The 22026-nt window shown below is 69.8% G+C and carries 19 protein-coding genes; 17 read left to right on the forward strand and 2 right to left on the reverse strand.

Annotated elements, in window-relative coordinates; translation table 11 throughout:
* The 3 genes from secF (at window position 1) to SSP24_RS11310 (ending at window position 4517) form a co-directional block, all read left to right on the forward strand.
* Entirely contained in the window at window positions 1-1116 is a 1116-nt protein-coding gene (gene secF, locus SSP24_RS11295) for a protein translocase subunit SecF (RefSeq protein ID WP_141309369.1), read from the forward strand.
* Window positions 1113-1661, forward strand: coding sequence for an adenine phosphoribosyltransferase (locus SSP24_RS11300; protein WP_141309370.1), 549 nt, complete (start codon window positions 1113-1115; stop codon window positions 1659-1661). The genes secF and SSP24_RS11300 overlap by 4 nt, the downstream gene beginning before the upstream one ends.
* A 288-nt stretch (window positions 1662-1949) precedes the next feature.
* Window positions 1950-4517 carry a RelA/SpoT family protein gene (locus SSP24_RS11310; protein ID WP_141309372.1) on the forward strand — a complete coding sequence of 856 codons (2568 nt, stop codon included), beginning with the start codon at window positions 1950-1952 and terminating at the stop codon, window positions 4515-4517.
* 63 nt (window positions 4518-4580) lie between these two features.
* On the opposite strand, the gene SSP24_RS11315 is transcribed toward SSP24_RS11310, so the two are convergent.
* Entirely contained in the window at window positions 4581-5810 is a 1230-nt protein-coding gene (locus SSP24_RS11315) for a DUF349 domain-containing protein (protein ID WP_141309373.1), read from the reverse strand.
* A gap of 136 nt (window positions 5811-5946) precedes the next feature.
* Window positions 5947-6789 (reverse strand): peptidylprolyl isomerase, encoded by an 843-nt coding sequence (locus tag SSP24_RS11320; protein ID WP_141309374.1) that lies wholly within the window; start codon window positions 6787-6789, stop codon window positions 5947-5949.
* 168 nt (window positions 6790-6957) lie between these two features.
* Between SSP24_RS11320 and SSP24_RS11325 the strand changes: the two genes are divergently transcribed.
* The 14 genes from SSP24_RS11325 to aroB all read left to right on the forward strand — a co-directional run bounded on the left by SSP24_RS11325 (window position 6958) and on the right by aroB (window position 21861).
* Window positions 6958-7665: an MBL fold metallo-hydrolase gene (locus SSP24_RS11325; RefSeq protein ID WP_141309375.1), complete on the forward strand. Its 708-nt coding sequence runs from the start codon at window positions 6958-6960 to the stop codon at window positions 7663-7665.
* 13 nt (window positions 7666-7678) lie between these two features.
* Window positions 7679-8941, forward strand: a complete 1263-nt coding sequence (gene hisS / locus SSP24_RS11330; protein ID WP_141309376.1) for a histidine--tRNA ligase — start codon at window positions 7679-7681, stop codon at window positions 8939-8941.
* A 174-nt stretch (window positions 8942-9115) separates the two neighbouring features.
* Complete coding sequence (locus SSP24_RS11335) at window positions 9116-9772, forward strand: vitamin K epoxide reductase family protein (RefSeq protein WP_174864640.1); 657 nt, start codon at window positions 9116-9118, stop codon at window positions 9770-9772.
* 47 nt (window positions 9773-9819) lie between these two features.
* The gene (locus tag SSP24_RS11340) at window positions 9820-11175 is read left to right on the forward strand and encodes a replication-associated recombination protein A (protein ID WP_141309378.1); all 1356 of its coding nucleotides are present in this window, start codon (window positions 9820-9822) and stop codon (window positions 11173-11175) included.
* Window positions 11176-11474: 299 nt separating this feature from the next.
* On the forward strand, window positions 11475-12089 hold the full coding sequence (gene rpsD, locus SSP24_RS11345; protein WP_141309379.1) for a 30S ribosomal protein S4: 615 nt from the start codon (window positions 11475-11477) through the stop codon (window positions 12087-12089).
* A 197-nt stretch (window positions 12090-12286) separates the two neighbouring features.
* Window positions 12287-12721: a DUF948 domain-containing protein gene (locus SSP24_RS11350; RefSeq protein ID WP_167529564.1), complete on the forward strand. Its 435-nt coding sequence runs from the start codon at window positions 12287-12289 to the stop codon at window positions 12719-12721.
* 8 nt (window positions 12722-12729) lie between these two features.
* Window positions 12730-13080, forward strand: coding sequence for a hypothetical protein (locus SSP24_RS11355; RefSeq protein ID WP_141309381.1), 351 nt, complete (start codon window positions 12730-12732; stop codon window positions 13078-13080).
* Window positions 13080-15752 carry an alanine--tRNA ligase gene (alaS, locus tag SSP24_RS11360; RefSeq protein WP_141309382.1) on the forward strand — a complete coding sequence of 891 codons (2673 nt, stop codon included), beginning with the start codon at window positions 13080-13082 and terminating at the stop codon, window positions 15750-15752. Before SSP24_RS11355 ends, alaS begins: the two co-directional genes overlap by 1 nt.
* A 24-nt stretch (window positions 15753-15776) precedes the next feature.
* Complete coding sequence (gene ruvX, locus SSP24_RS11365; RefSeq protein ID WP_141309383.1) at window positions 15777-16241, forward strand: Holliday junction resolvase RuvX; 465 nt, start codon at window positions 15777-15779, stop codon at window positions 16239-16241.
* Window positions 16242-16363: 122 nt separating this feature from the next.
* Window positions 16364-18049, forward strand: coding sequence for an endolytic transglycosylase MltG (gene mltG / locus SSP24_RS11375; protein WP_141309384.1), 1686 nt, complete (start codon window positions 16364-16366; stop codon window positions 18047-18049).
* Window positions 18049-18876, forward strand: a complete 828-nt coding sequence (locus tag SSP24_RS11380) for a shikimate dehydrogenase (RefSeq protein WP_141309385.1) — start codon at window positions 18049-18051, stop codon at window positions 18874-18876. The genes mltG and SSP24_RS11380 overlap by 1 nt, the downstream gene beginning before the upstream one ends.
* A gap of 200 nt (window positions 18877-19076) precedes the next feature.
* On the forward strand, window positions 19077-20261 hold the full coding sequence (aroC, locus tag SSP24_RS11385) for a chorismate synthase (protein WP_141309386.1): 1185 nt from the start codon (window positions 19077-19079) through the stop codon (window positions 20259-20261).
* Window positions 20258-20773: a shikimate kinase gene (locus tag SSP24_RS11390; RefSeq protein WP_141309387.1), complete on the forward strand. Its 516-nt coding sequence runs from the start codon at window positions 20258-20260 to the stop codon at window positions 20771-20773. The genes aroC and SSP24_RS11390 overlap by 4 nt, the downstream gene beginning before the upstream one ends.
* Window positions 20770-21861: a 3-dehydroquinate synthase gene (aroB, locus tag SSP24_RS11395; protein ID WP_141309388.1), complete on the forward strand. Its 1092-nt coding sequence runs from the start codon at window positions 20770-20772 to the stop codon at window positions 21859-21861. Before SSP24_RS11390 ends, aroB begins: the two co-directional genes overlap by 4 nt.
* The last annotated feature ends 165 nt before the right edge of the window (window positions 21862-22026 follow it).

The following is a 22026-nucleotide window of genomic DNA, read 5'->3' on the forward strand; positions in this document are numbered from 1 at the left end:
ATGTCGAAGCTCGGCAACCTCGGCGCCCGACTGCATCGTGGCGAGATCGGCTACGACTTCGTCAAGAACCGCAAGATCTGGTACGGCATCTCCATCCTGATCACCATCACGGCGATCGTCGGCCTGGCGGTGCGCGGCCTGAACATGGGCATCGAGTTCCAGGGCGGTGCCGTCTTCACCACGCCGAAGACGTCCGTCTCGGTCTCCCAGGCCGAGGAGTACGCGGAGGAGGCCTCCGGGCACGACGCGATCGTCCAGCAGCTCGGCAACGGCAGCCTCCGCATCCAGATCGCGGGCATCGACACGGGCCAGGCGGACCGGATCAACCAGGCGCTGGCCGAGGACATGAAGGTCGACGCCGAGAAGATCAACGCCGAACTGGTCGGCCCCAGCTGGGGCGAGCAGATCGCCAACAAGGCCTGGCAGGGCCTCGCGATCTTCCTGGTGCTCGTCGTGATCTATCTGGCGATCGCCTTCGAATGGCGTATGGCGATCGCCGCGTTCGTCGCCCTGATCCACGACATCACCATCACGGTCGGCATCTACGCCCTCGTGGGCTTCGAGGTCACACCGGGCACGGTGATCGGTCTGCTGACGATCCTCGGTTACTCGCTCTACGACACGGTCGTGGTCTTCGACAGCCTCAAGGAACAGACGAAGGACATCGGCAAGCAGACCCGCTGGACCTACAGCGACATCGCCAACCGCTCCATCAACAGCACCCTGGTCCGCTCGATCAACACCACGGTCGTCGCACTGCTGCCGGTGGCGGGCCTGCTGTTCATCGGTGGCGGTGTGCTCGGCGCGGGCATGCTCAACGACATCTCGCTGTCGCTGTTCGTCGGCCTCGCGGCCGGTGCGTACTCCTCGATCTTCATCGCCACGCCGCTCGTCGCCGACCTCAAGGAGCGCGAGCCGCAGATGAAGGCGCTGAGGAAGCGGGTCCTCGCCAAGCGGGCCCAGGGTGCCGACCAGGGCGAGACGGTGGCCGTCGACGGCGCCGGTGAACCGCTCGCCGACGAGCCGGAGGACGCCGCTCCCGCGGTCGTCGGCCCGCGCAACCAGCCCGCGTCCCGCACGCGCGGGCGTGGGCGACCGTCGGGGAAGCGCCGATGACCGAGCTCACCGACATCAGGGCGCTGCTGCTCAGCCGCATCCGTGACGTGGCCGACTATCCGGAGCCGGGCGTGATGTTCAAGGACATCACCCCGCTGCTGGCGGACCCGTCGGCGTTCACCGCGCTGACGGACGCGCTGGCCGAGATCGTGGAGCGCACCGGCGCCACGAAGGTTGTCGGCCTGGAGGCCCGCGGCTTCATCCTCGGCGCCCCGGTCGCCGTGCGGGCCGGCGTCGGCTTCATCCCCGTACGCAAGGCGGGCAAGCTCCCCGGCGCGACCCTGAGCCAGGCATACGACCTGGAGTACGGCTCGGCGGAGATCGAGGTGCACGCCGAGGACCTCACCGAGGTCGACCGCGTCCTGGTCGTCGACGACGTCCTCGCCACCGGCGGCACGGCGGAGGCCTCCCTGGAGCTCATCCGCCGGGCCGGCGCCGAGGTCGCGGGCCTGGCCGTCCTGATGGAACTCGCCTTCCTGAACGGCCGTACCCGCCTGGAACCGGCTCTCGCCGGTGCCCCGCTGGAGGCCCTGCTCACGGTCTGACGGACAGCACCCTGCCTGTGAAGGCGCCCCTCACCATCCGAGGGGCGCCTTCGCTGCTTCGGGGAGCGCTCGCCGGGTGCCCGCAAGCCGCGCGTAAGGCGCAGGCAAGGCGTGCGCAAGGCGTGTGACACCGTTGAGGTGGGGGCGGAGGAATCCGAAACCCGTCTCAGGCGTTGCTCGGGTAGACGGCCCTCACATCGGCCTGAAGGCGATCCTGGAGCTCAGGATCGCTACCATGGGGTCTCCGGAGCCTGACCGGGGGACCCGGATCGCGCACGAGGAGCCCTCTTGCCAGACGAGGCCCAGCACCTGACCGCCGCCAAGCCCGAGCGCGCCTCGGACCCCGCGGCTCAGCCCGCGCAGCACGCGAAGAACGACACGCGCGGGTCGGTCGAGCACGCCCAGTCCGCGCCCGTCGCGAAGGCCGCCGAGCAGCCGCGCCCCAAGCCTTCCCCGGCTTCCGACTCCGCACGAGCGGGTGGGCCCCCCTCTCCCGAGCGCCCCGCGCCTACGCCCCCGATCCGCCCCGCCGCGACGCCCCAGACGCCCCGCTCCGGCTCCTCCAACCGCGTCCGCGCCCGCCTGGCCCGCCTCGGCGTCCAGCGCGCCAACCCGTACAACCCGGTCCTGGAACCCCTGCTGCGGATAGTCCGCAGCAACGACCCCAAGATCGAGACATCGACGCTGCGCCAGATCGAGAGGGCCTACCAGGTCGCCGAGCGCTGGCACCGCGGCCAGAAGCGCAAGAGCGGCGACCCGTACATCACGCACCCCCTCGCGGTGACGACGATCCTCGCCGAGCTGGGCATGGATCCGGCCACTCTCATGGCGGGCCTGCTGCACGACACCGTCGAGGACACCGAGTACGGCCTGGAGGACCTGCGCCGCGACTTCGGCGACGTGGTCGCCCTGCTCGTCGACGGCGTCACCAAGCTGGACAAGGTCAAGTTCGGCGAGGCCGCGCAGGCCGAGACCGTGCGCAAGATGGTCGTCGCCATGGCCAAGGACCCGCGCGTCCTGGTCATCAAGCTCGCCGACCGCCTGCACAACATGCGCACCATGCGCTACCTCAAGCGCGAGAAGCAGGAGAAGAAGGCGCGCGAGACCCTGGAGATCTACGCGCCGCTCGCCCACCGCCTCGGCATGAACACCATCAAGTGGGAACTGGAGGACCTCGCCTTCGCGATCCTCTACCCCAAGATGTACGACGAGATCGTACGGCTGGTGGCCGAGCGGGCTCCGAAGCGTGACGAGTATCTGGCCATAGTGACCGACGAGGTCCAGCAGGACCTGCGCGCCGCCCGCATCAAGGCGACCGTCACCGGCCGCCCGAAGCACTACTACAGCGTCTACCAGAAGATGATCGTCCGCGGCCGTGACTTCGCGGAGATCTACGACCTGGTGGGCATCCGTGTCCTTGTCGACACCGTCCGCGACTGCTACGCCGCCCTCGGCACCGTGCACGCGCGATGGAATCCGGTCCCCGGCCGGTTCAAGGACTACATCGCGATGCCCAAGTTCAACATGTACCAGTCGCTGCACACGACGGTCATCGGGCCCAACGGCAAGCCGGTCGAACTCCAGATCCGTACGTTCGACATGCACCGCCGCGCCGAGTACGGCATCGCCGCGCACTGGAAGTACAAGCAGGAGGCCGTCGCCGGCGCCTCCAAGGTGCGCACCGACGTGCCCAGGGCGTCGGGCAAGGACAAGGACGCCATCAACGACATGGCGTGGCTGCGGCAGCTCCTCGACTGGCAGAAGGAGACCGAGGACCCCAGCGAGTTCCTGGAGTCGCTGCGCTTCGACCTGTCCCGCAACGAGGTCTTCGTCTTCACCCCCAAGGGCGACGTCATAGCGCTCCCCGCGGGTGCCACCCCCGTGGACTTCGCGTACGCCGTGCACACCGAGGTCGGTCACCGCACCATAGGGGCGCGGGTCAACGGCCGTCTCGTACCGCTCGAATCCACCCTGGACAACGGCGACCTGGTGGAGGTCTTCACCTCCAAGGCGGCCGGCGCGGGCCCCTCCCGCGACTGGCTGGGCTTTGTGAAGTCGCCGCGCGCCCGCAACAAGATCCGGGCGTGGTTCTCCAAGGAGCGCCGCGACGAGGCGATCGAGCAGGGCAAGGACGCCATTGTCCGCGCGATGCGCAAGCAGAACCTGCCGATCCAGCGCATCCTCACCGGCGACTCCCTCGTCACCCTCGCGCACGAGATGCGCTACCCGGACATCTCCGCGCTGTACGCGGCGATCGGCGAGGGCCATGTCTCCGCGCAGAACGTCGTGCAGAAGCTCGTCCAGGCCTTCGGCGGCGAGGAGGCGGCCACCGAGGAGATCGACGAGAGCGTGCCGCCCACGCGCGGGCGCGGCCGCAAACGCCGTACCAGCGCCGACCCCGGCGTGGTCGTCAAGGGTGTCGATGACGTGTGGGTCAAGCTGGCCCGCTGCTGTACGCCCGTCCCCGGTGACCCGATCATCGGTTTCGTCACGCGCGGTAGCGGTGTATCGGTTCACCGCAGCGACTGTGTGAACGTGGAGTCGCTGTCCCGTGAGCCCGAGCGCATCCTCGACGTCGAGTGGGCGCCCACCCAGTCGTCGGTCTTCCTGGTCGCCATCCAGGTCGAGGCCCTGGACCGCTCCCGGCTGCTGTCGGACGTCACGCGCGTGCTGTCCGACCAGCACGTCAACATCCTGTCCGCGGCCGTCCAGACCTCACGCGACCGCGTCGCCACCTCACGCTTCACCTTCGAGATGGGCGACCCGAAGCACCTCGGGCACGTCCTGAAGGCGGTCCGGGGCGTGGAGGGCGTGTACGACGTGTACCGGGTGACGTCGGCGCGCAGCAGGTCGTAACCGCCGTACGGACACGAAGAAGGGGCTCCCCGCAGGGAGCCCCTTCTCATCTCGGCCGGATCGTCAGCCGCCGAACTCCTGCAGACCCTTCAGCGCCTGGTCCAGCAGCGCCTGGCGGCCCTCCAGCTCCTTTTCGAGCTTGTCGGCCTTGGCGTTGTTGCCCTGGGCGCGCGCCTGCTCGATCTGCTTCGTGAGCTTGTCCACGGCGGCCTGGAGCTGGCCGGTCAGACCCTCGGCACGCGCGCGTGCCTCCGGGTTCGTCCGGCGCCACTCGGCCTCCTCGGCCTCCTGGATGGCCCGCTCCACGGCGTGCATCCGGCCCTCGACCTTCGGCCGGGCGTCGCGCGGCACATGGCCGATGGCCTCCCAGCGCTCGTTGACCGAGCGGAAGGCGGCCCGTGCGGCCTTCAGGTCGGTGACCGGGAGGATCTTCTCGGCCTCCTCGGCCAGCTCCTCCTTGAGCTTGAGGTTCTCCGCCTGCTCCGCGTCCCGCTCGGCGAAGACCGAGCTGCGGGCGGCGAAGAACACGTCCTGGGCGCCGCGGAAGCGGTTCCACAGGTCGTCCTCGTGCTCGCGCTGAGCGCGGCCCGCCGCCTTCCACTCCGTCATCAGCTCGCGGTAACGCGCGGCCGTCGGACCCCAGTCCGTCGAGCTCGACAGCGCCTCCGCCTCGGCGACCAGCCGCTCCTTGGTCTTGCGGGCCTCCTCGCGCTGCGCGTCCAGCTGCGCGAAGTGCGCCTTGCGGCGCTTGGAGAACGCCGACCGGGCGTGCGAGAAGCGGTGCCACAGCTCGTCGTCCGACTTGCGGTCCAGCCGCGGCAGCCCCTTCCAGGTGTCCACCAGGGCCCGCAGCCGCTCACCGGCAGCCCGCCACTGGTCGGACTGGGCCAGCTCCTCCGCCTCGGCGACCAGCGCCTCCTTGGCATGCCGGGCCTCGTCGGTCTGCCGCGCCCGCTGCGCCTTGCGCTCCTCCCGGCGCGCCTCCACGGTCTGGACGAGCTTGTCCAGCCGGGCCCGCAGCGCGTCCAGATCACCGACCGCGTGGTGCGCGTCGACCTGCTCGCGCAGATGGTCGATGGCCGCCATCGCGTCCTTCGCCGACAGGTCGGTGGTCTGCACTCGCTTCTCGAGGAGGCCGATCTCGACAACCAGGCCTTCGTACTTGCGCTCGAAGTAGGCCAACGCTTCCTCGGGGGAGCCGGCCTGCCAGGAACCGACGACCTGCTCGCCGTCGGCCGTACGCACGTACACGGTCCCCGTCTCGTCGACGCGGCCCCACGGGTCGCTGCTCACAGCGCCTCCTCCACATGATGCCTGCATGGGGCTTCAGCACCCCCGGGCATCGTCCACAGTTTCGTCACGGCCAACATAGGCGACCGGCGGGTTACCTGTCCGCATCCCGCGCGACCGAAATTGTGCAGTTGGGCGGTCAGGACGCGCTGACCGTGGCCTTGTTGATCACCACCGTCGCGTTCGGCGCGGTGTTGCCCGTCGTGGGGTCGGGGGCCTGCGCACCGGCGTCGGCGATCTTCTTGAGGACGGTCATGCCCGCCTCGGACACCGTGCCGAACGGCGTGTAGTCGGGCGGCAGCGGACTGTCCTGGTAGACGAGGAAGAACTGGCTGCCGCCGGAGTTGCGGCCCTCGCCGGTCTGCGCGTTGTACTGGTTGGCCATCGCGACCGTGCCCGCCGGGTAGACGTCGCCCTTGAGGCTCTTGTCCTTGAGGTTCTCGTCCGGAATCGTGTACCCGGGACCGCCGCTGCCGGTGCCCGTCGGGTCGCCGCACTGCAGCACGAAGATGCCGCTGTCGGTCATCCGGTGGCACTTGGTGTGGTCGAGGTAGCCCTTGTTCGCGAGGAAGTTGAACGAGTTCACCGTACGCGGAGCGGCCGACGCCTTGAGCGCGATGTCTATGTCACCGCAGGTCGTCGAGAGCTTCATCGTGTAGTCGGCCGACTTGTCGATGGTCATCGCCGGCTCCTTCTTCCAGGTCTCCGTCTTGACCTTGCCGGCGGCCGGCTTGTCGCACGGGTCCGGTGCCTTGGACGGCGAGGCGCTCTCCGTGACCTCCGCGCCCGCGTTGGTCTTGTCGACGTCCTTGAGCACGCCGGTCGTGTACAGCGCGAGGCTGCCGATCAGGACCACGCCGAGCGCCGAAGCGATCACGGCATTGCGCGTGCGCGCCTTGCGCCGGGCGTCGGTGCGCCGCTGCTGCTGCCGCAAGAACTTCTCCCGGGCGAGCTGACGCCGCCGCTGTTCCTGGCTGACCACCGGATTTACTCCTCATGCGTCTCGTACGTCGACCGGTACGCGTGCGTTGTGCGGGCCGACCGCCTGCGTGTGCCCCGTACCGTATATGGGTTCGCTGAGGAATCGGCAGCGCCGGTAGGCTCTTGACCACTGCCGTAGCCGCCCGTATCGACACAACGAAGGACGATCGTGCTCATTGCCGGGTTCCCCGCCGGGGCCTGGGGGACGAACTGCTATCTCGTCGCCCCCGCCGCCGGTGAGGAGTGCGTGATCATCGACCCGGGCCACGAAGCGGCCCCCGGAGTCGAGGAAACGCTGAAGAAGCATCGGCTCAAGCCCGTCGCCGTCGTCCTCACCCACGGCCACATCGACCACGTGGCCTCGGTCGTCCCGGTCTGCGGAGCACACGACGTACCCGCCTGGATCCACCCCGACGACCGGTACATGCTGAGCGACCCCGAGAAGGCGCTCGGCCGTTCCATCGGGATGCCGCTGATGGGCGAGCTGACCGTGGGGGAGCCGGACGACGTCAAGGAGCTGACCGACGGGGCGAAGCTGGAGCTGGCCGGTCTGGAGTTCTCCGTCGCGCATGCACCGGGCCATACCAAGGGGTCGGTGACCTTCCGGATGCCCGAGGCCGCGGACATCCCGTCCGTGTTCTTCTCCGGGGATCTGCTCTTCGCCGGCTCCATCGGACGCACCGACCTGCCCGGCGGTGACATGGCCGAGATGCTCGACTCGCTGGCCCGTGTGTGCCTGCCGCTCGACGACTCGACCGTGGTGCTGTCCGGCCACGGCCCCCAGACCACCATCGGCCAGGAGCGCGCCACCAACCCTTATCTGCGGCAGGTGGCCGCCGGCCAGGGAGTCCCCGGGACTCCCCGACGAGGAATGTGACGAGAGACCTTCCGTGAGCACCTTCAAGGCCCCCAAGGGCACGTACGACCTGATCCCGCCGGACAGCGCCAAGTACCTGGCCGTCCGCGAGGCGATCGCGGCCCCGCTGCGTAACTCCGGCTACGGCTACATCGAGACGCCCGGCTTCGAGAACGTCGAGCTGTTCGCGCGCGGTGTCGGCGAGTCCACCGACATCGTCACCAAGGAGATGTACGCCTTCGAGACCAAGGGCGGCGACAGGCTCGCCCTGCGCCCCGAGGGCACGGCGTCCGTGCTGCGCGCCGCCCTCGAGGCCAACCTGCACAAGGCGGGCAACCTGCCGGTCAAGCTCTGGTACTCGGGCTCGTACTACCGCTACGAGCGCCCCCAGAAGGGCCGTTACCGCCACTTCTCCCAGGTCGGTGCCGAGGCCATCGGCGCGGAGGACCCCGCCCTCGACGCCGAGTTGATCATCCTGGCCGACCAGGCGTACCGCTCGCTGGGCCTGAGCAACTTCCGGATCCTGCTCAACAGCCTGGGCGACAAGGAGTGCCGTCCCGTCTACCGGGCCGCCCTTCAGGACTTCCTGCGCGGCCTGGACCTCGACGAGGACACCCTGCGCCGGTCCGAGATCAACCCCCTGCGCGTCCTCGACGACAAGCGCGAGTCGGTCCAGAAGCAGCTGACCGGCGCCCCGCTGCTGCGCGACTACCTCTGCGACGCCTGCAAGGCCTACCACGAGGAGGTCCGCGAGCTGATCAGCGCGGCGGGCGTCGCCTTCGAGGACGACCCGAAGCTGGTGCGCGGCCTGGACTACTACACGCGGACCACCTTCGAGTTCGTCCACGACGGACTCGGCTCGCAGTCCGCGGTGGGCGGCGGCGGCCGCTACGACGGCCTGTCCGAGATGATCGGCGGCCCCGCGCTGCCGTCCGTCGGCTGGGCCCTCGGCGTCGACCGCACGGTGCTCGCCCTGGAGGCGGAGGGCATCGAGCTGGAACTCCCCGCCGCCACCAGCGTGTTCGCGGTACCGCTCGGCGAGGAGGCCCGCCGGGTGCTGTTCGCCAAGGTCACCGAGCTGCGCAAGGTCGGCATCGCCGCCGACTTCTCCTACGGCGGCAAGGGCCTCAAGGGCGCCATGAAGAACGCCAACCGCAGCGGCGCCCGCTACACGATCGTGGCCGGCGAACGCGACCTCGCCGAGGGCGTGGTCCAGCTCAAGGACATGGAGTCCGGCGAGCAGACGGCCGTCGGCGTCAACGAGATCGTGGCCGAACTGGAAGCCCGGCTGGGCTGATCACGTCGGTGAGGGCGCCAGAGGTCCTACGGGACATCCGGTGCCCTCACATATGTCCGGAACCGATCGGCGGGCCGCATGCGTCCCTTGTGTGCAACGGTGGACTTACAGGCGCGTGCGGCACAATGTCGCCTGCCGGAAGCAGATCTCTCCTCAAGTGACGGAATCGGCGTGATGAGCAAGACCACAATCAACGACGTCTCCACCGAGCCCCAGCCGCGTGGCACGGCCGTCGAGCCGCGTACGGTCGGCGGCAGCCGGGCCTTCGCCCTGCTGTTGGTGATCACGGGCGCGGCAGGACTGCTCGCCGCGTGGGTCATCACGCTCGACAAGTTCAAGATCCTCGAAGCCAAGGCCCGTGGCGAGACGTTCACGCCGAGCTGCAGCCTCAACCCGATCGTCTCCTGCGGCAGCGTCATGGAGAGCCCCCAGGCCTCCGCCTTCGGATTCCCCAATCCGATGCTGGGCCTGGTCACCTACGGCATCGTGATTTGCGTCGGCATGAGCCTGCTCGCCCGGGCCCGCTTCCCGCGCTGGTACTGGCTCACCTTCAACGCCGGCACACTCTTCGGGGTGATCTTCTGCGCCTGGCTGATGTTCCAGTCGCTGTACCGGATCAACGCGCTGTGCCTGTGGTGCTCGCTGGCCTGGGTCGCCACGATCGTCATGTTCTGGTACGTGACCTCGTTCAACATCCGCAACGGCTTCCTGCCCGCGCCGGACGGCCTCAAGCGGTTCTTCGCCGAGTTCACCTGGGTGCTGCCGGTCACGCACGTCGGCATCATCGTCATGCTGATCCTGACCCGCTGGGGCAGCCAGCTCTGGGCCTGAGGCCACGCCCGGCGGCGTTGTCAGTGCCGTGATTTAGGGTTTCTGGCGTGGAGCCCGACCTGTTCACCGCCGCCGCAGAAGAACGCCAGGAGAAGGACCCGACCGCGAGTCCCCTGGCGGTGCGGATGCGCCCACGCACCCTCGACGAGGTCGTGGGCCAGCAGCACCTGCTGAAACCCGGCTCACCTCTGCGCCGACTGGTCGGCGAGGGCGCCGGGGGACCGGCGGGCCCGTCCTCGGTGATCCTGTGGGGCCCGCCCGGCACCGGCAAGACGACCCTGGCGTACGTCGTCTCCAAGGCGACCAACAAGCGGTTCGTGGAGCTGTCCGCGATCACCGCCGGCGTCAAGGAGGTCCGCGCGGTCATCGACGGCGCCCGCCGCGCCACCGGCGGCTTCGGCAAGGAGACCGTCCTCTTCCTCGACGAGATCCACCGCTTCAGCAAGGCCCAGCAGGACTCTCTCCTGCCCGCCGTCGAGAACCGCTGGGTGACGCTGATCGCGGCCACGACCGAGAACCCGTACTTCTCGGTGATCTCCCCCCTGCTCTCCCGCTCCCTGCTGCTGACCCTCGAACCCCTCACGGACGACGACATACGCGGCCTGATCCAGCGCGCCCTCACCGACGAACGTGGCCTGAACAGCGCGGTCTCCCTCCCCGAGGACACCGAGGCCCACCTTCTGCGGATCGCGGGCGGTGACGCCCGCCGCGCCCTGACCGCCCTGGAGGCCGCCGCCGGCGCCGCCCTCGACAAGGGCGAGACCGAGGTCGGGCTCACGACGCTGGAGGAGACGGTCGACCGCGCCGCCGTGAAGTACGACCGCGACGGCGACCAGCACTACGACGTGGCCAGCGCCCTCATCAAGTCGATCCGCGGCTCCGACGTCGACGCCGCGCTGCACTATCTGGCCCGGATGATCGAGGCCGGCGAGGACCCCCGCTTCATCGCCCGCCGTCTGATGATCTCCGCCAGCGAGGACATCGGCCTCGCCGACCCGAACGCCCTGCCCATCGCGGTGGCCGCCGCCCAGGCCGTCGCCATGATCGGCTTCCCCGAGGCCGCCCTCACCCTCAGCCACGCCACCATCGCCCTGGCCCTCGCGCCCAAGTCCAACGCCGCGACCACCGCGATCGGCGCCGCCCTGGACGACGTACGCAAGGGGTTGGCGGGGCCGGTGCCCGCGCATCTGCGCGACTCGCACTACAAGGGCGCGAGCAAGCTCGGTCACGGGCAGGGGTACGTCTACCCGCACGACCTGCCCGAGGGCATCGCCGAGCAGCAGTACGCGCCGGACGCCCTCAAGGACCGCGAGTACTACACCCCGACCCGGCACGGCGCGGAGGCGCGGTACGCGGACGCGGTCGAGTGGACCAGGAGGCACCTCGGGCGAAAGCAGTCCTGAGCCCCCTGTAGACTTTTCTGCAGTGCTGAGTCCCGTGTCCGACTCCGGTCGGCGCCTCAGGCGGGACATCCAGCCGGATCTTTTGATCCAGGAGCGTCGCGCACCGTCGTAGGTGTCGCGGGCAGCCCACCACCGCCCGGAATCCCGGGACCGGTCGGTGGGCCGTTCGTGTGCTGCACGTATGTGCCCAGACCAGGGAGCGGCTGCCCGACGGGTCCCTCATGGACCTGGCGGGAATCCCCGGCTGCGGATGCGACCTCCCCTAACCCTGAGGCAGCCGACAAGGAAAAGGAAAAGAAGTGGCGAACCAGTCCCGCCCCAAGGTCAAGAAGTCGCGTGCCCTCGGCATCGCGCTGACCCCGAAGGCCGTCAAGTACTTCGAGGCCCGTCCGTACCCGCCGGGTGAGCACGGCCGTGGCCGCAAGCAGAACTCGGACTACAAGGTCCGTCTGCTGGAGAAGCAGCGTCTGCGCGCCCAGTACGACGTGTCCGAGCGCCAGCTCGTCCGCGCCTACGAGCGTGCCTCCAAGGTTCAGGGCAAGACCGGTGAGGCCCTGATCATCGAGCTCGAGCGCCGTCTCGACGCCCTGGTCCTGCGTTCGGGCATCGCCCGCACGATCTACCAGGCCCGTCAGATGGTCGTTCACGGCCACATCGAGGTCAACGGCCAGAAGGTCGACAAGCCGTCCTTCCGCGTCCGCCCGGACGACGTCGTGATGGTCCGCGAGCGCAGCCGTGACAAGACGCTCTTCCAGGTCGCCCGCGAGGGTGGCTTCGCCCCCGACGGCGAGACCCCGCGCTACCTCCAGGTGAACCTCAAGGCCCTGGCGTTCCGCCTGGACCGCGAGCCGAACCGCAAGGAGATCCCGGTGATCTGCGACGAGCAGCTCGTCGTCGAGTACTACGCCCGCTGACCCGGACGTAGCACCACCCGCGCAACAGCCCGCCGTCTCCCTGCCCCTTTCGGGTGGGCGAGGCGGCGGGCTTGCGCATATTCGACCGGGCCGTAATCCGGTACGGAGCGCAAGCCCCGGCGCGATAGGCTCGGTGCACGACTTTTTCGATGTTCAGGCACGTTCAGGTGCAGGCACGTTTAGGGAGCGGGTGCGCAGTGTCCGGTGGAGAGGTGGCCGGGATCCTGGTGGCCGTCTTCTGGGCGATCCTGGTCTCCTTCCTCGCCGTGGCCCTGGCGAGGCTGGCCCAGACGCTCAGGGCGACCACCAAGCTGGTGGCGGACGTGACCGACCAGGCCGTCCCACTGCTGGCGGACGCCTCCTCCGCGGTGCGCTCCGCGCAGACCCAGATCGACCGGGTCGACGCGATCGCCTCGGACGTCCAGGAGGTCACCTCGAACGCCTCCGCGCTGTCCACGACCGTCGCCTCCACCTTCGGCGGCCCGCTGGTCAAGGTCGCCGCCTTCGGGTACGGCGTGCGCCGGGCCCTCGGCGGCCGCCGGGAGGACGTGCCCGCGAAGCCGTCGAGGCGTACCGTGATCGTGGGCCGGACAGTCCCGGCCGCGCGGCGGGTCAAGCGGAAGAAGGACTGAGACCAGCGATGTTCCGCCGTACGTTCTGGTTCACCACGGGCGTCGCCGCCGGGGTGTGGGCCACCACCAAGGTCAACCGCAAGCTGAAGCAGCTGACCCCCGAGAGCCTCGCCGCCACGGCCGCGAACAAGGCGATCGAGGCGGGCCACCGGCTCAAGGACCGGGCGGTGGGCTTCGCCCTCGACGTCCGCGCCAACATGGCGCAGCGGGAGGCCGAACTCGAGGACGCGCTGGGCCTGCACGCGGACCCGGAACTGCCCCCCACGCGGCGTTACGCCGTCATCGAGAACCGCAACAAGCCGAAGACGTACGTCATCGACAACACGACGTACTCGTACAACCGGAATGAGGACCACTGATGGAGTCGGCTGAGATCCGCCGTCGCTGGCTGAGCTTCTTCGAGGAGCGCGGGCACACCGTCGTCCCTTCGGCGTCGCTCATCGCGGACGACCCGACTCTGCTCCTCGTCCCGGCCGGCATGGTGCCCTTCAAGCCCTACTTCCTGGGCGAGGTCAAGCCGCCGTTCCCGCGCGCCACCAGCGTGCAGAAGTGCGTGCGCACGCCGGACATCGAGGAGGTCGGCAAGACCACCCGGCACGGCACGTTCTTCCAGATGTGCGGCAACTTCTCCTTCGGCGACTACTTCAAGGAAGGCGCCATCAAGCTCGCCTGGGAGCTGCTCACCACGCCCCAGGACAAGGGCGGTTACGGCCTCGACCCCGAGCGCCTGTGGATCACCGTCTACAAGGACGACGACGAGGCCGAACGCATCTGGCACGAGGTCGTCGGTGTGCCCATGGAGCGCATCCAGCGCCTGGGCATGAAGGACAACTTCTGGTCCATGGGCGTCCCCGGCCCCTGCGGACCCTGCTCCGAGATCAACTACGACCGCGGCCCCGAGTTCGGCGTCGAGGGCGGCCCCGCCGTCAACGACGAGCGGTACGTGGAGATCTGGAACCTCGTCTTCATGCAGTACGAGCGCGGCGAGGGCATCGGCAAGGACAACTTCGAGATCCTCGGGGACCTGCCGAGCAAGAACATCGACACGGGCCTCGGTATGGAGCGGCTCGCCATGATTCTGCAGGGCGTGCAGAACATGTACGAGATCGACACCTCCATGGCCGTGATCAAGAAGGCCACCGAGCTGACCGGCGTGGCCTACGGCGACGCCCACGACTCGGACGTCTCCCTGCGCGTGGTCACCGACCACATGCGCACCTCCGTGATGCTCATCGGTGACGGCGTCACCCCCGGCAACGAGGGCCGCGGCTACGTGCTGCGCCGCATCATGCGCCGCGCCATCCGCAACATGCGCCTCCTCGGCGCCACCGGCCCGGTCGTCAAGGACCTGATCGACACGGTCATCGAGATGATGGGCCAGCAGTACCCCGAGCTCATCACCGACCGCGAGCGCATCGAGAAGGTCGCCGTCGCCGAGGAGAACGCCTTCCTCAAGACGCTGAAGGCCGGCACCAACATCCTCGACACCGCGGTCAGCGACACCAAGGCCGCCGGTGGCACCGTCCTTCCCGGCGACAAGGCCTTCCTGCTCCACGACACCTGGGGCTTCCCGATCGACCTCACCCTGGAGATGGCCGCCGAGCAGGGCCTGACCGTGGACGAGGACGGCTTCCGCCGCCTGATGAAGGAGCAGCGGGAGCGCGCCAAGGCCGACGCCCAGGCCAAGAAGACCGGCCACGCCGGCGTCGGCGCCTACCGCGAGATCGCCGACAGCGCCGGCGAGACCGAATTCATCGGCTACACCGACACCGAGGGCGAGTCGACGATCGTCGGCATCCTGGTCGACGGCGCCTCCTCGCCCGCCGCCACCGAGGGCGACGAGGTCGAGATCGTCCTCGACCGCACCCCGTTCTACGCCGAAGGCGGCGGCCAGATCGGCGACACCGGCCGGATCAAGGTCGACACCGGCGCCGTCATCGAGATCCGCGACTGCCAGAAGCCGGTCCCGGGTGTGTACGTCCACAAGGGCGTCGTCCAGGTCGGCGAGGTCACCGTGGGTGCCAAGGCCCACGCCACGATCGACGCCCGCCGCCGCACGGCCATCGCCCGCGCCCACTCGGCCACCCACCTCACCCACCAGGCCCTGCGTGACGCCCTCGGCCCGACGGCCGCCCAGGCCGGTTCCGAGAATCAGCCCGGCCGCTTCCGCTTCGACTTCGGCTCCCCGTCCGCCGTCCCGACGGCCGTGATGACCGACGTCGAGCAGAAGATCAACGAGGTGCTCGCCCGCGACCTCGCCGTGCACGCCGAGGTCATGGGCATCGACGAGGCCAAGAAGCAGGGCGCCATCGCGGAGTTCGGCGAGAAGTACGGCGACCGGGTGCGCGTCGTGACCATCGGCGACTTCTCCAAGGAGCTGTGCGGCGGCACGCACGTGCACAACACCGCCCAGCTGGGCCTGGTGAAGCTGCTCGGCGAGTCGTCCATCGGCTCCGGTGTACGCCGTATCGAGGCCCTGGTCGGCGTGGATGCCTACAACTTCCTCGCCCGCGAGCACACGGTCGTCAACCAGCTCACCGAGCTGCTCAAGGGCCGCCCGGAGGAGCTGCCGGAGAAGGTCTCCGCCATGCTCGGCAAGCTGAAGGACGCCGAGAAGGAGATCGAGAAGTTCCGCGCCGAGAAGGTGCTCCAGGCCGCCGCCGGTCTCGCCGAGTCCGCCAAGGACGTACGCGGCGTGGCTCTGGTCACCGGCCAGGTCCCGGACGGCACCACCGCCGACGACCTGCGCAAGCTGGTGCTCGACGTGCGCGGCCGCATCCAGGGCGGCCGGGCCGCCGTGGTGGCGCTGTTCACGACGGTCAACGGCAAGCCGCTGACGGTCATCGCCACCAACGAGGCCGCCCGCGAGCGCGGCCTGAAGGCCGGTGACCTGGTCCGTACGGCCGCGAAGACGCTCGGTGGCGGCGGTGGCGGCAAGCCGGACGTCGCCCAGGGCGGTGGCCAGAACCCGGCCGCGATCGGCGAGGCCGTCGACGCCGTCGAGCGCCTGGTCGCCGATACCGCCAAGTAAGACAAGTAAGAAACGGCCGAAAACATGCGCAGAGGACGTCGACTCGCGATCGACGTCGGGGACGCCCGCATCGGGGTCGCCTCGTGCGACCCCGACGGGATCCTCGCCACGCCCGTCGAGACGGTCCCCGGGCGGGACATCCCGGCAGCGCACCGTCGGCTGAAGCAGCTCGTCGAGGAGTACGAGCCGATCGAGGTCGTCGTCGGCCTGCCTCGCTCTCTCAAGGGGGGCGAGGGCCCGGCCGCGGTCAAGGTCCGCGGCTTCGCCCAGGAGCTGGCCAAGGGCATCGCCCCGGTCCCGGTCCGGCTCGTGGACGAGCGGATGACGACCGTCACCGCCGGACAAAGCCTTCGGGCTTCCGGGATGAAATCCAAGAAGGGCCGCTCGGTCATCGATCAGGCCGCCGCTGTCATCATCCTGCAGCAGGCGCTGGAATCCGAACGGGTGTCAGGCAAAGCACCCGGCGAGGGCGTCGAAGTGGTCATCTGATCGCGATACGGTAACGTTCCGCGCGATGCGGCAGCATTCGAACGGCCGCCGCACAGCAAGAGGCGGGACGGGAGCCGAGCCGGGAAGCCACGCGACCGCCGCCTCGCGGCTCTAGGGGATCGATGACTGAGTATGGCCGGGGCCAAGGCTCCGAACCGTGGCATCCGGAGGACCCGTTGTACGGGGACGGCGGATGGGGAGGACAGCAGGCCCAGCCTGGCCAGCAGTCCCCCTACGGCGGCCAGCCGCAGCACCATCCAGAGCAGCCGCAGCAGCCGCAGTACGGCGACTGGGGCACCGGCGAGCACCCCGGATACGGTCAGGCGCAGCAGCAGTACCAGCAGCAGTACGACCAGCAGCAGTACGACCAGCAGCAATACGCCGGACAGGCGCAGCAGACGTACGACACCCAGCAGCAGTACGACACCGGCACCTGGGCCACCGGCCCGCAGCCGCACCTGCCGTACACCGGCGACCCGACGGACCCGTACCCCCAGCAGACGGCTGCCTTCGGCGGGGAACAGCCCGACCTCTACGGCACGCCCGACGCCTATCCGCCGCCCGAGCCGCCCAGCCGCCGGCGTGCCGAGCCGGAACCCAAGACCGACTGGGATCCGGGCCCCGACCAGGGCGAGCACGCCTTCTTCTCGGGCGAGGGCGATGACGACGACGAGCCGGGGGACCGGCGCGGACGCGGTGAGCGGCGGGGCCGCGGCGGCAAGAGCAAGAAGAGCCGCAACGGATGCGCCTGCCTGGTGGTGGCCCTGGTCTTCGGCGGCGGCCTGGCCGGGGTCGGCTACTTCGGCTACCAGTTCTACCAGGATCGTTTCGGCGCGGCCCCGGACTACGCGGGCGACGGCACGAGCGAGCAGGTGACCGTCGAGGTCCCCAAGGGGGCGAGCGGAGCCGAGATCGGCCGCCGGCTGAAGGCGGCCGGTGTCGTCAAGAGCGTCGACGCGTTCGTGGCCGCGCAGTCGCAGAACCCCGACGGGGACTCGATCCAGGCCGGCGCCTATCTGCTGAAGAAGCAGATGTCCGCCGCGAGCGCCGTCGAGATGATGCTCGACCCGAAGAGCCAGAACAACGTGATGGTCACTCCGGGCCAGCGCAACGTGGCCGTCTACAACAAGATCGACGAGAAGCTCGGCCTGGAGTCCGGCACCACCAGGGACGTCGCCGAGAAGCAGTACAAGAGCCTCGGTCTGCCCAGCTGGGCGAACAACAACGGCGACATCAAGGACCCGCTGGAAGGATTCCTCTACCCGGGCACCTATCCCGCGGCCAAGGGCATGAAGCCCGAGGCGGTCCTCAAGGAAATGGTCACCCAGGCCAACCGGCAGTACGCCCAGTACGACCTCGCCGCCAAGGCCGAAGCGCTGGACCTGGAGAACCCGCTGCAGGTCATCACGGTCGCCAGCCTCGTCCAGGCCGAGGGCAAGACGGAGGACGACTTCCGCAAGATGGCCGAGGTGGTCTACAACCGCCTCTCGTCCGACAACACGGAGACCAACCAGCTGCTCCAGTTCGACTCGACCTTCAACTACCTGAAGGGCGAGAGCAACATCGACATCGGTGCGGACGAGATCAACAGCAACCAGGACCCGTACAACACCTACACCAACAAGGGCCTGCCTCCCGGCCCGATCGGCAATCCCGGTGACGAGGCACTGAAGGCCACGCTGAACCCGACGGACGACGGCTGGATGTACTTCGTCGCCACGGACGGCAAGCACAGGACCGAGTTCGCCAAGACGATCGAGGAACACCAGAGGCTGGTCGACGAGTTCAACGCGTCGAGGGACAACTGATGCCCGTATCTCGAAGGGCCGCAGTACTCGGCTCTCCGATCGCCCACTCCCTCTCCCCGGTGCTGCACCGCGCCGCGTACGCCCAACTGGGCCTGCAGGGGTGGACGTACGACCGCTTCGAGATCGACGAGGCGGCGTTGCCGGGCTTCTTCAGCACGCTCGGCCCCGAGTGGGCGGGGCTGTCGCTGACCATGCCGCTGAAGCGGGCCGTGATCCCGCTGCTCGACGAGATCAGTGACACCGCCGCCTCGGTCGAGGCGGTCAACACGGTCGTGTTCACCGACGACGGCCGCCGCGTCGGCGACAACACCGACATCCCCGGCATGGTCGCGGCCCTGCGCGAGCACGGCATCGAGCAGGCCGACTCGGCCGCGATCCTCGGCGCCGGCGCCACCGCGTCCTCGGCCCTCGCCGCGCTGGCCCGGATCTGCACCGGCGAGATCGTCGTGTACGTCCGCAGCGCGGCCCGGGCCGCCGAGATGCGTCAGTGGGGCGAGCGGCTCGAGGCCGAGGTACGGATCGCGGACTGGGCGGACGCGGCCGAGGCCCTGCGCCGCCCACTGGTCGTCGCCACCACCCCGGCCGGTACGACCGACGCGCTCGCCTCCGCCGTGCCGGAGCGGCCCGCGACGCTCTTCGACGTGCTGTACGACCCGTGGCCGACCATGCTGGCGGCGCGCTGGTCGGCGTACGGAGGGGCCGTCGTCAGCGGGCTCGACCTGCTGGTGCACCAGGCCGCACTCCAGGTGGAGCAGATGACGGGCCGCGCGCCCGCGCCGCTGGACGCGATGCGCAAGGCCGGTGAGCACGCCCTCGCCGGTCGTTAGCGGTCCCAGCCGGACGGCGTGCCTTCGGTCTCTTCCTGACATATTCGCGTCCGCCTGCTGGACCGGCGGCCTGGTCGACGGCCGCGACGTGGGAGGATCGAACGTGGCGGGCCAGGGCCGCGCACCCCGGTCGCGCCATCGCGATACGCGAGCAGACGCGTACGCGAGGCAGTACCGGGCGCGAGCACAGAGGAGCACCGTTGAGCAGGTTGCGCTGGCTGACCGCGGGGGAGTCCCACGGTCCCGCACTCGTCGCGACGCTGGAGGGCCTTCCCGCCGGCGTGCCGATCACCACGGAGATGGTGGCGGACCACCTGGCGAGGCGGCGGCTCGGCTATGGACGCGGTGCGCGCATGAAGTTCGAGCAGGACCAGGTCACCTTCCTCGGCGGCGTCCGGCACGGCCTGACCCTGGGCTCGCCGGTCGCCATCATGGTCGGCAACACCGAGTGGCCGAAGTGGGAGAAGGTCATGGCGGCCGATCCCGTGGACCCGGCCGAGCTGGCCGAGCTGGCCCGCAACGCGCCGCTGACCCGCCCGCGCCCTGGTCACGCCGACCTCGCGGGTATGCAGAAGTACGGCTTCGACGAGGCCCGTCCGGTGCTGGAGCGGGCGTCGGCGCGGGAGACCGCGGCCCGCGTGGCACTGGGCGCGGTGGCGCGGTCGTACCTGAAGGAGACCGCCGGCATCGAGATCGTCAGCCATGTCGTGGAGCTCGCGGCGGCGAAGGCCCCGTACGGCGTCTACCCGACCCCGGCCGACGTCGAGAAGCTCGACGCCGACCCCGTGCGCTGCCTGGACGCCGACGCGTCGAAGGCGATGGTCGCGGAGATCGACCAGGCCCACAAGGACGGCGACACACTCGGCGGTGTCGTCGAGGTGCTCGCGTACGGCGTGCCGGTCGGCCTCGGCTCGCACGTGCACTGGGACCGCCGGCTGGACGCACGGCTGGCCGCCGCGCTGATGGGCATCCAGGCGATCAAGGGCGTCGAGGTCGGCGACGGCTTCGAGCTGGCCCGGGTGCCGGGCTCGAAGGCGCACGACGAGATCGTCAGCACCGACGAGGGCATCCGGCGCGCCACCGGCCGCTCCGGCGGCACCGAGGGCGGACTGACCACCGGTGAGCTGCTGCGGGTGCGGGCCGCGATGAAGCCGATCGCGACCGTGCCGCGCGCGCTGAAGACGGTCGACGTGGTCACCGGCGAGGCCACTCAGGCCCACCACCAGCGCTCGGACGTGTGCGCGGTCCCGGCGGCCGGGATCGTGGCCGAGGCGATGGTCGCGCTGGTGCTCGCGGACGCGGTGGCGGAGAAGTTCGGCGGCGACAGCGTGGCCGAGACCGCCCGCAACGTGCGGTCCTACCTCGACAACCTGGCGATCCGATGAGCGGGCCGCTGGTCGTGCTGGTCGGCCCGATGGGGGTCGGCAAGTCCACCGTGGGCCAGCTGCTCGCCGAGCGGCTCGGCGTCGGCTTCCGGGACACCGACGAGGACATCGTGGCCCAGCAGGGCCGCACCGTCGCCGACATCTTCGTCGAGGACGGCGAGCCCGCGTTCCGTGCGCTGGAGAAGCAGGCGGTGCACACGGCTCTGGCCGAGCACACCGGGGTGCTGGCGCTGGGCGGCGGCGCGATCCTCGACGCCGGCACGCGCGAGCTGCTCGCCGGGCGCCACGTCGTGTACCTGTCCATGGACGTGGAGGAGGCGGCCCGGCGCACCGGCCTGAACACCGCCCGGCCGCTGTTGGCCATCAACCCGCGCAAGCAGTGGCGGGAGCTGATGGAGGTCCGACGGCATCTGTACGAGGAGGTGGCACGCTCGGTCGTGACCACCGACGGCCGTACGCCCGAAGAGGTCACCCAAGAAGTGGTGAACGCCCTGGAGTTGAAGGAAGCATGAGCGAGTCAGTGACGCGGATCCAGGTCGGCGGCACCGCGGGCAGTGAGCCGTACGAGGTCCTGGTCGGCCGTCAACTGCTCGGCGAACTCGGCGGTCTGGTGGGCGAGAAGGCCAAGCGGGTCGCCGTCATCCACCCCGAGGCGCTGGCCGAGACCGGCGAGGCGCTGCGCGCCGACCTGGCCGAGCAGGGCTACGAGGCGGTCGCCATCCAGGTGCCCAACGCGGAGGAGGCCAAGACGGCCGAGGTCGCCGCGTACTGCTGGAAGGCGCTGGGCCAGTCCGGCTTCACCCGCACCGACGTGGTCGTAGGCGTCGGCGGCGGCGCGACCACCGACCTCGCGGGCTTCGTGGCCGCGACCTGGCTGCGCGGGGTGCGCTGGATCGCTATCCCCACCACCGTCCTGGCCATGGTCGACGCGGCCGTGGGCGGCAAGACCGGCATCAACACGGCCGAGGGCAAGAACCTGGTGGGCGCCTTCCACCCGCCCGCGGGCGTCCTGTGCGATCTCGCGGCGCTGGACTCCCTCCCGGTCAACGACTACGTCTCCGGACTGGCCGAGGTCATCAAGGCGGGCTTCATCGCCGACCCGGTGATCCTGGAGCTCATCGAGTCCGACCCGCAGGCCGCGCGCACCCCGGCGGGCCCGCACACGGCCGAGCTCATCGAGCGCTCCATCCGCGTGAAGGCCGAGGTGGTCTCCTCCGACCTGAAGGAGTCGGGTCTGCGGGAGATCCTCAACTACGGCCACACGCTCGGCCACGCCATCGAGAAGAACGAGCGCTACAAGTGGCGGCACGGCGCCGCGGTCGCCGTGGGCATGCACTTCGCCGCCGAACTCGGCCGCCTGGCGGGCCGGTTGGACGACGCCACGGCCGACCGGCACCGCACGATCCTCGAGTCGGTCGGGCTGCCGCTGCACTACCGCTACGACCAGTGGCCCAAGCTGCTGCAGACGATGAAGGTCGACAAGAAGTCCCGCGGCGACATGCTGCGCTTCATCGTCCTGGACGGCCTGGCCAAGCCGACGGTCCTGGAGGGCCCCGACCCGGCGATGCTGCTGGCGGCATACGGCGAGGTCGGGCAGTAAGCCCGGTACGTCCCCCGAGGCCCTTTCCGCCCGATTCTCCTTGCCCCGTCGGGCACTTCGGGCCGTCCCCCGCCGTTCACCAAACAGCGGTGGGGGACGGTACCGTTCGGTAGCGCGTGGGGTTCGCCCCCGCCGCCAGCGCCAATTGCCTGTACGAGACGGAGT

The sequence above is a fragment of the Streptomyces spinoverrucosus genome, assembly GCF_006539505.1.
In the GTDB taxonomy this organism is placed as follows: Bacteria; Actinomycetota; Actinomycetes; order Streptomycetales; family Streptomycetaceae; genus Streptomyces; species Streptomyces spinoverrucosus.

Bases quoted from the DNA above. Each gene is read 5' to 3' on its own strand.
- secF (WP_141309369.1), top strand. From the start codon at position 1: ATGTCGAAGCTCGGCAACCTCGGCGCCCGACTGCATCGTGGCGAGATC.
- SSP24_RS11300 (WP_141309370.1), top strand. From the start codon at position 1,113: ATGACCGAGCTCACCGACATCAGGGCGCTGCTGCTCAGCCGCATCCGT.
- SSP24_RS11335 (WP_174864640.1), top strand. From the start codon at position 9,116: ATGAGCAAGACCACAATCAACGACGTCTCCACCGAGCCCCAGCCGCGT.
- SSP24_RS11355 (WP_141309381.1), top strand. From the start codon at position 12,730: ATGTTCCGCCGTACGTTCTGGTTCACCACGGGCGTCGCCGCCGGGGTG.
- alaS (WP_141309382.1), top strand. From the start codon at position 13,080: ATGGAGTCGGCTGAGATCCGCCGTCGCTGGCTGAGCTTCTTCGAGGAG.
- ruvX (WP_141309383.1), top strand. From the start codon at position 15,777: ATGCGCAGAGGACGTCGACTCGCGATCGACGTCGGGGACGCCCGCATC.
- mltG (WP_141309384.1), top strand. From the start codon at position 16,364: ATGACTGAGTATGGCCGGGGCCAAGGCTCCGAACCGTGGCATCCGGAG.
- SSP24_RS11380 (WP_141309385.1), top strand. From the start codon at position 18,049: ATGCCCGTATCTCGAAGGGCCGCAGTACTCGGCTCTCCGATCGCCCAC.
- SSP24_RS11390 (WP_141309387.1), top strand. From the start codon at position 20,258: ATGAGCGGGCCGCTGGTCGTGCTGGTCGGCCCGATGGGGGTCGGCAAG.
- aroB (WP_141309388.1), top strand. From the start codon at position 20,770: ATGAGCGAGTCAGTGACGCGGATCCAGGTCGGCGGCACCGCGGGCAGT.